Annotated in this window: 10 protein-coding genes; all 10 read right to left on the minus strand. The window is 52.7% G+C overall.

Annotation, left to right across the window (positions count from 1 at the left end; all coding sequences use genetic code 11):
- Positions 1-189 precede the first annotated feature (189 nt).
- Positions 190-1,434, minus strand: coding sequence for a tryptophan permease (gene mtr, locus ACJHXA_RS15205; RefSeq protein ID WP_000224340.1), 1,245 nt, complete (start codon positions 1,432-1,434; stop codon positions 190-192).
- A gap of 153 nt (positions 1,435-1,587) precedes the next feature.
- On the minus strand, positions 1,588-3,477 hold the full coding sequence (deaD, locus tag ACJHXA_RS15210; protein ID WP_001295553.1) for an ATP-dependent RNA helicase DeaD: 1,890 nt from the start codon (positions 3,475-3,477) through the stop codon (positions 1,588-1,590).
- The gene (gene yrbN / locus ACJHXA_RS15215) at positions 3,470-3,550 is read right to left on the minus strand and encodes a protein YrbN (protein ID WP_010723222.1); all 81 of its coding nucleotides are present in this window, start codon (positions 3,548-3,550) and stop codon (positions 3,470-3,472) included. The genes deaD and yrbN overlap by 8 nt, the downstream gene beginning before the upstream one ends.
- Before the next feature lie 106 nt (positions 3,551-3,656).
- On the minus strand, positions 3,657-4,541 hold the full coding sequence (nlpI, locus tag ACJHXA_RS15220; RefSeq protein ID WP_000802080.1) for a lipoprotein NlpI: 885 nt from the start codon (positions 4,539-4,541) through the stop codon (positions 3,657-3,659).
- A 108-nt stretch (positions 4,542-4,649) separates the two neighbouring features.
- Positions 4,650-6,785 (minus strand): polyribonucleotide nucleotidyltransferase, encoded by a 2,136-nt coding sequence (pnp, locus tag ACJHXA_RS15225; protein ID WP_001298740.1) that lies wholly within the window; start codon positions 6,783-6,785, stop codon positions 4,650-4,652.
- 246 nt (positions 6,786-7,031) lie between these two features.
- A complete protein-coding gene (gene rpsO / locus ACJHXA_RS15230) occupies positions 7,032-7,301 on the minus strand; it encodes a 30S ribosomal protein S15 (RefSeq protein WP_000059466.1) in 270 nt (89 codons plus the stop codon).
- Between the two features lie 148 nt (positions 7,302-7,449).
- Positions 7,450-8,394 (minus strand): tRNA pseudouridine(55) synthase TruB, encoded by a 945-nt coding sequence (gene truB / locus ACJHXA_RS15235; RefSeq protein WP_000089698.1) that lies wholly within the window; start codon positions 8,392-8,394, stop codon positions 7,450-7,452.
- Positions 8,394-8,795: a 30S ribosome-binding factor RbfA gene (gene rbfA / locus ACJHXA_RS15240; protein ID WP_001040205.1), complete on the minus strand. Its 402-nt coding sequence runs from the start codon at positions 8,793-8,795 to the stop codon at positions 8,394-8,396. The genes truB and rbfA overlap by 1 nt, the downstream gene beginning before the upstream one ends.
- Positions 8,796-8,958: 163 nt before the next feature.
- A complete protein-coding gene (infB, locus tag ACJHXA_RS15245) occupies positions 8,959-11,631 on the minus strand; it encodes a translation initiation factor IF-2 (protein WP_000133043.1) in 2,673 nt (890 codons plus the stop codon).
- 24 nt (positions 11,632-11,655) lie between these two features.
- Entirely contained in the window at positions 11,656-13,143 is a 1,488-nt protein-coding gene (nusA, locus tag ACJHXA_RS15250) for a transcription termination factor NusA (protein WP_001031057.1), read from the minus strand.
- Positions 13,144-13,154: the final 11 nt, after the last annotated feature.

Raw genomic sequence — 13,154 nt, forward strand, 5'->3', positions numbered from 1 at the left:
TGGGAGAAAGGCAGTCCGCTGCATAAATCTACGCAACAGGTTAGAACCCAAGGCCCGATACGGCATGCGGACTGCAGGCAGAGAAAACTGGCCGATTTTCTCTGCACTGGAGGGATAATACAAGACCTGATAAGCGAAGCGCATCAGGCATTGTGTAGGCAGCAGAAATGTCGGATAAGGCACCGCTGATTACTGATACACCGGCAGTAAATTAAAGCTCGATAAAATATGGACCAGTGCGTTGCCAACGCCAAACACCAGAATCAGCGTAATCATCGGCTTGCCGCCCCAGACGCGGAATTTCGGGCTGCCAAAGCGTTTACGCGATGCGCGGGCTAACAGCGCCGGAACAATTGCCGCCCAGATGGTAGCTGCTAAACCAGCATAACCAATGGCGTACAGGAATCCGTTCGGGAACAGTAGACCACCCACAACAGGCGGGGCAAAGGTCAGCAATGCCGTTTTCAAGCGCCCCAGGGCTGAGTCATCGAAACCAAACAGATCTGCCAGATAGTCAAACAAACCCAGCGTTACGCCAAGGAACGAACTCGCTACCGCAAAGTTTGAGAACACGACCAGCAGAAGGTCCAGGCTACGGCTGTTCAGCACGCCGCTTAATGCCTGTACCAGCACATCAATATTACCGCCCTTCTCTGCAATACCGATAAACTCCGGACGCGGGATGTTACCCATCGTCGCCAGCAACCAGATGGTATACAGCGCCAGTGCCATCAGCGTACCGTACACCAGGCATTTCACAATGGTTTTCGGATCTTTGCCGTAATACTTCATCAGGCTTGGCACGTTACCGTGATAACCAAACGACGCCAGGCAGAACGGCAATGTCATCAGCAGATACGGCGCATAAGATGCATTGCTTTCTGCAACGTTGAACAATGTCGCAGGCTGCACATGCCCCAACAGGCTGCCAAAGGTGAGGAAGAAGGTAATGACTTTCGCCCCCAGCACAATCGCCGTCATGCGGCTGACGGCCTTAGTACTCAACCACACCACAAACGCTACCAGCAGTGCAAAACCAAAACCCGCCGCCCGTGCCGGGACGTTTAGCGACATCTCTGCGAAGGTGTGATGCAGAATTGAACCACTGGCAGAAATATAGGCATAGGTCAGGATATAGAGCACAAAGGCAATGGAAATACCGTTGACCACGTTCCAGCCTTTGCCCAGCAAATCTTTGGTGATGGTGTCAAAACTCGAACCGATTCGGTAATTCAGGTTAGCTTCCAGAATCATCAAGCCGGAATGCAGCATACAGAACCAGGTAAAGATCAGCGCCGCCATTGACCAGAAAAACCACGCCCCGGACATGACCACTGGCAGAGAAAACATCCCTGCGCCAATAATGGTGCCGCCGATAATCACCACGCCGCCAAGCAGCGACGGTGACGTTTGGGTGGTGGTTAGTGTTGCCATGAGGGCTTCTCTCCAGTGAAAAATAGTGCGACTGCGTTGTTATGCATTGCACTGTACCAGTACACGAGTACAAAAGACAGAAAAAAAGCCCCGATGGTAAAAATCGGGGCTGTATATATTATTTTACAGATTGTGTTCGCTGTTCAGCGATGATTACGCATCACCACCGAAACGACGACGACCGGTAGAGTCATCACGACGCGGAGCGCGGCCTTCACGACGTTCGCCGCTAAAACGACGACCATCACCACGGCCACCTTCACGGCGTTCACCACTGAAGTTACGACCGCCTTCACGACGTTCGCCACCGAAACCACGACCACCGCCACGACGCTCACCGCCAGTATGCGGCTGTGCATCGCCCAGTAACTGCATGTTCATCGGCTTGTTGAGAATGCGAGTACGCGTAAAGTGTTGCAGCACTTCACCCGGCATACCTTTCGGCAGTTCGATGGTGGAGTGAGAAGCAAACAGCTTGATGTTACCAATGTAACGGCTGCTGATGTCGCCTTCGTTAGCAATCGCACCAACGATATGACGAACTTCAACACCATCATCGCGGCCCACTTCAATGCGGTACAGCTGCATATCGCCAACATCACGACGTTCACGACGCGGACGATCTTCACGGTCACCACGCGGGCCACGGTCGTTACGATCGCGCGGACCACGGTCATCACGGTCACGGAATTCACGTTTCGGACGCATCGGCGCATCTGGCGGTACGATCAGAGTACGTTCACCCTGTGCCATTTTCAGCAGTGCCGCAGCCAGAGTTTCGAGATCCAGCTCTTCACCTTCTGCAGTCGGCTGAATTTTGCTCAGCAGTGCGCGGTATTGATCCAGATCGCTGCTTTCCAGCTGCTGCTGTACTTTAGCGGCGAATTTTTCCAGACGGCGTTTGCCCAGCAGTTCTGCGTTCGGCAGTTCTACTTCCGGAATAGTCAGCTTCATAGTACGTTCAATGTTGCGCAGCAGACGACGCTCGCGGTTCTCAACGAACAGCAGCGCGCGGCCAGCACGACCCGCACGACCGGTACGACCGATACGGTGAACGTAAGACTCAGAATCCATCGGGATATCGTAGTTAACTACCAGGCTGATACGCTCAACGTCCAGGCCACGGGCTGCAACGTCGGTCGCAATCAGGATGTCCAGACGACCATCTTTCAGGCGTTCCAGTGTCTGTTCACGAAGCGCCTGGTTCATGTCACCGTTCAGCGCGGCGCTGTTGTAGCCGTTACGCTCAAGAGCTTCAGCCACTTCCAGAGTCGCGTTTTTGGTACGAACGAAGATAATCGCCGCATCAAAATCTTCCGCTTCCAGGAAACGTACCAGTGCTTCGTTTTTGCGCATACCCCAGACAGTCCAGTAGCTCTGGCTGATGTCAGGACGGGTAGTCACGCTGGACTGAATGCGCACTTCCTGCGGCTCTTTCATAAAGCGGCGGGTAATGCGACGAATCGCTTCCGGCATGGTTGCAGAGAACAGAGCGGTCTGATGACCTTCCGGGATCTGCGCCATAATGGTTTCAACGTCTTCGATGAAGCCCATGCGCAGCATTTCGTCAGCTTCATCCAGAACCAGACCGCTCAGTTTAGAGAGGTCCAGAGTGCCACGTTTCAGGTGGTCCAGCAGACGGCCCGGAGTACCGACAACGATCTGCGGCCCCTGACGCAGGGCGCGTAATTGCACGTCATAACGCTGGCCGCCGTACAGAGCAACCACATTTACGCCGCGCATGTGTTTAGAGAAATCCGTCATTGCTTCAGCAACCTGTACCGCCAGTTCGCGGGTCGGTGCCAGCACCAGAATCTGTGGTGCTTTCAGCTCAGGATCAAGATTCTGCAACAGAGGTAAAGAGAATGCTGCAGTTTTTCCGCTCCCCGTCTGGGCCATACCCAGAACGTCGCGGCCATTCAGCAGATGTGGAATACACTCTGCCTGAATTGGAGATGGTTTTTCGTAACCCAGATCGTTAAGGGCTTCAAGGATAGGAGCCTTCAGGCCCAGATCTGCAAAAGTGGTTTCGAATTCAGCCATGTAGTACGTGTGCCTCAAAATTAATGGCGGCCAGTCTACATAACTCATCATGAAATTGATCAGCAATTTTCATTGAAAAGTGTGAACCGGCTCAAAGTAGGTGTATTAACGAACAACAACGCCCTCACCCGTTAAGGTGATGGCAATCAAAAAAGATTACGGGCTGATGTGTACGTCAGCTATTGCTGGTCCGATTCTGCCAGGTCATCTTGGTCCTGGCCCAGGAGCGATAATTCCAACAATGCGTATCGGTGCTCAACAAAGTTATGAACGTTGTTGGCAACCGCCAGTTTGAACAGTGCCGTGGCGCTGTCCAAATCCCCCAGACTTAGGTAGTACTTACCTAAATAGAAGTTGGTTTCACTGAGATGCTCAGCGAGCGAGGTGTTATCCGTTGCGTCCGCCTTGAGCCTTTCCATTAACGTTTGTTCGCTAATGTTGCCCAGGTAGAACTCGACAATGTTCCATCCCCACTGTTCCTTATCCGATTTTTCGAAGTGCTGTTTCAACACTTCTTTAGCCTGCTTCTCATCGAGCTTCTGCTCGGCGAGATAAAGCCACAGACTACGGAAAGGATCATTGGGATCGTCTTGATAAAACGCCAGCAGATCATCTTGCGCTAACTTGTCACGACCGCCGTAATATAATGCGATCCCGCGATTCAAGTGCGCGTAGTTGTAAGTTGGATCAAGCTCAAGTACAGAATCAAACGCTTCATAGGCAGCATCAAAATTGCCTGCCTGCGTTAAATATATGCCTAAGTAATTGAATACTTCAGGCATATCCGGTCGGATTGCCAGCGCTTGCGAAAAATCGTTACGCGCTAATGCCCTCAGACCGAGACTATCATACAACACTCCGCGCTCATATAAAAGCTGTGCGCGTTCGTCATCGGTTAAAGCCCGACTGGCAAGGATTTGTTCCATACGTGCCAGAATCACTTCCTGCTGTAAAGTCGGTTGCAATGGTACCGCGAGGACTTCACTTTTACGCCAGGAAGTATTACTGCATCCTGCAAGCGTAAGTGCTGTCGCAACGAAACACCAGCGCAAAAAAGGCTTCATTTCCCACTCCCGAAGACCACGGTTGAATGAACGTCCTGTTCCCGGTTGCTAACAAGGCGTCCTGCCCGGTTAAAAGCCCCCCGCCGCAGCGGAGGGCAAATGGCAACCTTACTCGCCCTGTTCAGCAGCCGGAGCTTCCGGTGCTGCAGCAGGTTGAGACTGCTCAGTCGCTTCTTTAATGCTCAGACGGATACGGCCCTGGCGATCAACTTCCAGAACTTTCACCGGTACTTCCTGACCCATCTGCAGGTAATCGGTCACTTTCTCAACGCGTTTGTCAGCGATTTGAGAGATGTGGACCAGACCTTCTTTACCGCCGCCGATGGCAACAAATGCGCCAAAGTCAACGATACGGGTCACTTTACCAGTGTAGACGCGGCCCACTTCGATTTCTGCAGTGATCTCTTCGATACGACGAATAGCATGTTTCGCTTTCTCGCCGTCGGTCGCTGCGATCTTCACAGTACCGTCATCTTCGATTTCGATGGTAGTGCCAGTTTCTTCGGTCAGGGCACGGATAACAGAGCCGCCTTTACCGATAACGTCTTTGATCTTATCCGGGTTGATCTTGATGGTATGGATACGCGGTGCGAACTCAGAGATATCGCCACGCGGCGCGTTGATCGCCTGTTCCATTACGCCCAGGATATGCAGACGCGCACCTTTAGCCTGGTTCAGCGCAACCTGCATGATCTCTTTGGTGATACCTTCAATTTTGATATCCATCTGCAGTGCAGAGATACCGTCGCGGGAACCTGCAACTTTGAAGTCCATATCGCCCAGGTGATCTTCGTCGCCCAAAATGTCAGACAGTACAACGTAGTTGTCGCCTTCTTTCACCAGACCCATTGCGATACCCGCAACGGCAGCTTTGATTGGCACACCTGCGTCCATCAGCGCCAGAGACGCGCCGCACACGGAAGCCATAGAAGAAGAACCGTTGGATTCGGTGATTTCAGACACTACACGTACGGTGTACGGGAATTTGTCCATATCCGGCATGACTGCCAGCACGCCGCGCTTCGCCAGACGACCGTGACCAATTTCACGACGCTTCGGAGAACCGACCATGCCGGTTTCGCCTACGGAGTACGGAGGGAAGTTGTAGTGGAACAGGAAGGTATCGGTACGTTCGCCCATCAGTTCATCAAGAACCTGCGCGTCACGAGCGGTACCCAGCGTTGCAGTAACCAGTGCCTGCGTTTCACCGCGGGTGAACAGCGCAGAACCGTGAGTACGCGGCAGCACGCCAGTACGCACATCCAGACCACGGATCATATCTTTTTCACGACCGTCGATACGCGGTTCGCCTGCCAGTACGCGGCTACGAACAACGTTTTTCTCGATAGCGTGCAGAATTTCACCCAGTTCGTTTTCGTCCAGGGTTTCGTCTTCAGCAAGCAGCGTCGCGATGGTTTCAGATTTGATGACATCAACCTGCGCATAACGCTCTTGTTTGTCGGTGATGCGGTAAGCATCGCTCAGGCGAGCTTCAGCCAGTGCAGCAACGCGCGCGTTCAGCGCTTCGTTTACCGGCTCCGGCTGCCAGTCCCAACGTGGTTTACCGGCTTCTTTCACCAGTTCATTGATGTTCTGAATAACAACCTGCTGTTGTTCATGACCGAACACTACTGCGCCCAGCATCTGGTCTTCGCTCAGCAGTTCAGCTTCAGATTCAACCATCAGAACAGCGGCTTCAGTACCGGCAACAACCAGATCCAGTTTGCTCTCTTTCAGCTCGTCCTGAGTCGGGTTCAGTACGTACTGGTCATTGATGTAACCTACGCGAGCAGCACCAATCGGACCATTGAACGGAATACCAGACAGAGACAGTGCTGCGGAAGCACCAATCATCGCGACGATATCCGGGTTAACTTGCGGGTTAACAGAAACCACGGTGGCGATAACCTGAACTTCGTTGACGAAGCCTTCCGGGAACAGCGGGCGAATCGGGCGGTCAATCAGACGCGCGATCAGGGTTTCGCCTTCGCTTGGGCGGCCTTCACGACGGAAGAAGCTACCCGGGATACGACCAGCAGCGTAGGTACGCTCCTGATAGTTAACGGTCAGTGGGAAGAAGTCCTGACCTGGTTTGGCTTTTTTCTGGCCAACAACGGTAACAAATACCGCGGTGTCATCCATGCTAACCATAACAGCGGCAGTAGCCTGACGAGCCATCATGCCGGTTTCCAGAGTCACGGTGTGTTGGCCGTACTGGAATTTACGAACGATCGGATTAAGCAATGTAATATCCTTTCTCTTTCTTAGACAGTACCTTACGGCACTGGTGTTAATACCCGATCTTCTGCGCATCCTCGCGACTAATGACAACCCTAACCCAGCTCTATGTGGGTAAAGCCTCTCATTAGCCGCGCGAACCTCTGCAACGGAAGATCATTCATAGCAACAATACATTAGTTTCCAGTGAATTGCTGCCGTCAGCTTGAAAAAAGGGGCCACTCAGGCCCCCTTTTCTGAAACTCGCAAGAATTAGCGACGCAGACCCAGGCGCTCGATGAGCTGGGTGTAACGTGCTACGTCTTTACGTTTCAGGTAGTCGAGCAGTTTACGACGCTGAGAAACCATGCGCAGCAGACCACGACGGCTGTGGTGATCTTTTTTGTGCTCTGCAAAGTGGCCCTGCAGGTGGTTGATCTGTGCAGTCAGCAGTGCTACCTGAACTTCGGTAGAACCGGTGTCGTTTGCGTCACGACCAAACTCAGAAACGATTTTAGCTGTTGCTTCAGTACTTAGAGACATTTTAAAACTCCAAAGTATATAGAATGAAAGGACGCCGATCTCTAATTCAGCGATCCCAGTGTACGTTACGCAAAGTGTTAAACAATTTACGCGACGTTAAGCGGCAGTATTCTACTCGTAGCGACCTGTTATCGCAAGACGGTTAACATTACGCCGGGTATTCAACCACCAGGCGACGAGGCGCAACGCGGCCTTCATCGTCAATTTCGCCCATACCGATAAATTTGCCGTTCTCACCTTCTGTAACGCGAACCAGTCCTTCCAGCGGCGCACCGGATGTACGAACTGGGTTACCATTTTTGAAGTAAACAGAAGACGTTAACGGAAGATTCACCACCGGGTAGTCCGAAGCTGGACTGTCCATTGGCATCAGTAATGGATCAAGTAACTCCGCAGCCGGAATATCCTGCTGTTCGGCTTGTTCGACCAGTTCACGCAGATGTTCCAGGGTCACCATCCGTTCAACCGGATATTTACTTACCGCCAGACGACGCAGGTAAATAACATGCGCGCCACAACCGAGTTTTTCACCCAGGTCATCAATGATGGTGCGGATATAAGTGCCTTTTGAGCAGTGAATTTCCAGCTCCAGCTCATTGCCTTCGTGGCGAATAAACAGCAATTCATAAACGGTAATCGGGCGCGCTTCACGCGGTACTTCAATGCCCTGACGCGCATATTCGTACAGTTTTTTACCCTGATATTTCAGTGCTGAATACATCGAAGGGATCTGTTCGATATCGCCACGGAAAGTATCCAGCGCCGCCGCCAGTTGCTCTGCGCTAAAGGTTACCGGACGTTCTTCAACGATTTGTCCGTCGGCATCAGAAGTATCGGTACGCTGTCCAAGACGCGCAATGACCCGATAGCGTTTGTCGGAGTCCAGCAGATACTGGGAAAACTTCGTCGCTTCCCCGAGGCAAATTGGCAACATGCCAGTTGCCAGCGGGTCCAGCGCACCGGTATGCCCGGCACGGTTGGCGTTATAAATCCGTTTCACTTTTTGCAGCGCATCATTGCTGGACATACCCTGCGGTTTATCCAGCAACAAAACGCCGTTAATGTCGCGACCGCGACGACGAGGACGACTCATTAGTCCTCCTTGCTGTCGTCCGGGTTAACACGACGTTCTTCGTCATGTTTGACCACGCTGGTCACCAGGTTTGACATGCGCATCCCTTCAACCAGAGAGTTGTCGTAGAAGAAGGTCAGTTCCGGCACGATACGCAGGCGCATCGCTTTCCCCAGCAGGCTGCGGATGAAACCAGAAGCTTCTTGCAACGCTTTGATGCCCGCTTTAACCGCGTCTTCATCTTTGTCGTTGAGGAACGTCACATATACTTTGGCATACGCCAGGTCGCGAGACATTTCGACACCGGAAACGGTGGTCATCATGCCCAGGCGAGGATCTTTAATTTCACGCTGCAGGATGAGAGCGATCTCTTTTTGCATTTCCTGCGCTACGCGCTGCGGGCGACCAAATTCTTTCGCCATAATAAATTCTCCTGACAAAAAAGGGGCTGTTAGCCCCTTTTTAAAATTAATTTCAGGTGGAAGGGCTGTTCACGTTGGCCTGATAAGACGCGCCAGCGTCACATCAGGCAATCCATGCCGGATGCGGCATAAACGCCTTATCCCGCATGGAACCCTAAAAACCTTAAGCGATGGTACGTTGGATCTCGATGATTTCGAATACTTCGATCACATCGCCAGTGCGGACGTCGTTGTAGTTCTTAACGCCGATACCACATTCCATACCGTTACGGACTTCGTTAACGTCATCTTTGAAGCGGCGCAGGGACTCCAGCTCGCCTTCGTAGATAACCACGTTGTCACGCAGAACGCGGATCGGGTTGTGACGTTTAACCACACCTTCGATAACCATACAGCCTGCGATGGCACCAAATTTCGGCGATTTGAACACGTCACGAACTTCCGCCAGACCGATAATCTGCTGTTTCAGTTCCGGAGACAGCATACCGCTCATCGCCGCTTTCACTTCGTCAATCAGGTTATAGATGACGGAGTAGTAACGCAGATCCAGGCTTTCCGCTTCAATCACTTTACGTGCAGAGGCATCAGCACGTACGTTGAAGCCAACCAGGATGGCGTTGGACGCCGCAGCCAGGGTGGCGTCGGTTTCGGTGATACCACCTACGCCAGAACCGATGATCTTCACTTTAACTTCGTCAGTAGACAGTTTCAGCAAGGAGTCGGAGATCGCTTCCACAGAACCCTGTACGTCTGCCTTCAGGACGATGTTCACTTCGTGAACTTCGCCTTCGGTCATGTTGGCGAACATGTTCTCGAGTTTAGATTTCTGCTGACGCGCCAGTTTAACTTCGCGGAATTTACCCTGACGATACAGTGCAACTTCACGCGCTTTCTTCTCGTCACGTACAACGGTAACTTCATCACCCGCAGCCGGTACGCCGGACAGGCCGAGGATTTCCACCGGAATGGACGGACCCGCTTCCAGCACTTCCTGACCCAGTTCGTTACGCATCGCACGAACACGACCGTATTCGAAGCCACACAGAACGATATCGCCCTTGTGCAGAGTACCTTCACGTACCAGAACGGTAGCAACCGGACCACGACCTTTATCGAGGAAGGATTCGATAACCGCACCGCTCGCCATACCTTTACGTACCGCTTTCAGCTCCAGAACTTCCGCCTGCAGCAGGATAGCGTCCAGCAGTTCATCGATGCCGGTACCCGCTTTCGCAGATACGTGTACGAACTGGCTTTCACCGCCCCACTCTTCCGGCAGGATGCCATACTGGGAGAGTTCGTTCTTAACACGATCCGGATCGGCTTCTGGTTTATCAATCTTGTTCACTGCAACCACCACCGGTACCTGCGCCGCTTTCGCGTGCTGGATTGCTTCGATGGTCTGCGGCATCACGCCGTCGTCGGCAGCAACAACCAGGACTACGATGTCCGTTGCCTGCGCACCACGTGCACGCATTGAAGTAAACGCGGCGTGCCCCGGGGTGTCCAGGAAGGTGATCATGCCGTTTTCAGTTTCAACGTGGTATGCACCAATGTGCTGGGTAATGCCGCCCGCTTCGCCAGAGGCAACTTTCGTTGAACGAATGTAGTCCAGCAGAGAGGTTTTACCGTGGTCAACGTGACCCATGATGGTCACAACCGGCGCGCGCGGTTCAGCCGCAGCACCCGTGTCACGGTCGCTCATTACCGCCTCTTCCAGCTCGTTTTCACGACGCAGGATAACTTTGTGGCCCATCTCTTCAGCAACCAGCTGTGCGGTTTCCTGATCGATAACCTGGTTGATGGTTGCCATTGCGCCCAGTTTCATCATCGCTTTGATGACCTGAGAGCCTTTAACCGCCATCTTGTTCGCCAGTTCGCCAACGGTGATAGTTTCGCCGATCACAACGTCACGGTTAACGGCCTGAGCAGGCTTCTGGAAGCCTTGCTGCAGGGAAGAACCTTTACGTTTTCCGCCTTTACCGCCACGTACTGCTGCGCGTGCTTCTTCACGATCAGCTTTTGATTCAGCGTGTTTGTTACCTTTCTTCGGACGCGCTGCTTTCGCGTTACGACCACGGCCACGGCCGCCTTCGACTTCACGATCGCTTTCGTCTTCGGCCTGGCGAGCATGTTGAGAAGTAGTGACGTGATAATCGCTGGAATCTTCAGTCGGTTCCGCGTTATCAGTCCATTTGTTTTCTTCCGCCATACGACGTGCTTCTTCAGCAACGCGACGTGCTTCTTCTTCGAGTTTACGACGCGCTTCTTCTTCAGCTTTACGCTTGAGCTCTGCAGCTTCCTGCTCACGGCGGGCTTTTTCAGCCTGGGCGTTTTTAGTCATATCGTCTTGTTGATTGCTCACTTTGTCTTTTTCCGCAGCTTCACGTTTCGCTTGTTCAGCAGCTTCACGCTTAGCTTGTTCTGCGGCCTCACGTTCAGCTTTTTGTTGCGCCTCGCGTTTAGCCGATTCTTCTGCCTCACGACGGGCTTGCTCTTCCGCTTCACGCTGCGCTTGCTCTTCCGCTGCAAGGCGTTCAGCCTCTTGCGGATCGCGTTTCACAAAGGTGCGTTTCTTGCGGACTTCGATTTGTACCGATTTGCTTTTTCCACCGGTACCAGGAATGTTAAGGGTGCTGCGTGTTTTACGCTGCAGCGTCAATTTGTCCGGGCCTGAATTTTTCTGATTCAGGTGGTCAATCAAAGTCTGTTTCTCTTGTGCAGACACAGAGTCGTCAGCAGACTTCCGGATACCTGCATCAGCAAATTGCTGTACCAGGCGTTCCACGGAGGTCTGTCGCTCTGCGGCCAGCGTTTTAATCGTTACATCTGTCATGCTGTTCCTTCCTGCTACAGTTTATTACGCTTCGTCACCGAACCAGCAAATATTACGGGCAGCCATAATCAGTGCTCCGGCTTTTTCGTCGGTCAACCCTTCGATATCAGCCAGATCATCAATGCCCTGTTCGGCGAGATCTTCCAGCGTACAAACGCCACGGGCGGCCAGTTTGAATGCCAAATCACGATCTACCCCTTCAAGGTTCAGCAGATCGTCAGCCGGTTTGTTATCACCGAGGCTTTCTTCCTGGGCCTGTGCAATGGTGGCCAGTGCATTTTTAGCACGCTCGCGCAGTGCTTCAACGGTCGGCTCATCAAGGCCTTCGATTTCCAACAGCTCTTTCATCGGCACATAGGCCAGTTCTTCCAGCGTCGAGAAGCCTTCTTCTACCAGAACAGTCGCGAAGTCTTCGTCGATGTCGAGATATTTGGTGAAGGTGTCGATCGCTGCGTGCGCTTCCGCCTGATGCTTAGCCTGCAGGTCGTCAACGGTCATCACGTTGAGTTCCCAACCGCTCAGCTGCGAAGCCAGACGCACGTTCTGACCGTTACGGCCAATCGCCTGCGCCAGGTTACCGGCTTCAACGGCGATATCCATGGTGTGTTTATCTTCATCCACCACGATAGAAGCAACGTCTGCCGGTGCCATTGCGTTAATCACAAACTGCGCCGGGTTATCATCCCACAGGACGATATCGATACGCTCGCCGCCCAGTTCAGTAGAAACCGCCTGAACACGCGCGCCACGCATACCTACACAGGCACCTACCGGATCGATACGTTTATCGTTGGTTTTCACCGCGATTTTCGCACGAGAACCCGGATCGCGAGCCGCTGCTTTAATTTCAATCACTTCTTCGCCGATTTCTGGCACTTCAATACGGAACAGTTCGATCAGCATTTCCGGCTTGGAACGAGTGACGAACAGTTGCGCGCCACGCGCTTCCGGGCGAACGGAATAGAGCACGCCACGAACGCGGTCGCCAGGGCGGAAGTTTTCACGCGGCAGCATATCTTCGCGCAGGATCACGGCTTCAGCATTGTTGCCCAGATCCAGAGAGATGTTGTCGCGGTTTACTTTTTTCACCACGCCGGTGATGATTTCACCTTCGTGTTCACGGAACTGATCAACCACCATCGCACGTTCGGCTTCACGCACTTTCTGCACGATAACCTGTTTTGCCGTCTGGGTAGTGATACGGTCAAAGGTAACAGACTCAATCTGATCTTCAACGTAATCGCCCAGGTTCAGGCTTTCATCTTCATAACGTGCGGCTTCAAGGGTGATTTCCTTGGTCGGCTGGGTGACTTCATCAACAACTAACCAGCGACGGAAGGTGTCAAAATCACCGCTTTTGCGATCGATCTGTACGCGGACGTCGATCTCTTGTTCATATTTTTTCTTTGTTGCTGTCGCCAGCGCGCTTTCCAATGCTTCGAAAATCTTCTCGCGAGGTAGCGCCTTTTCATTGGATACGGCTTCAACTACAGCCAAAATTTCTTTGTTCATCGCGGGCTTTT

The organism is Escherichia sp. WS33 (assembly GCF_046486385.1).
Taxonomy (GTDB): Bacteria; Pseudomonadota; Gammaproteobacteria; order Enterobacterales; family Enterobacteriaceae; genus ECMA0423.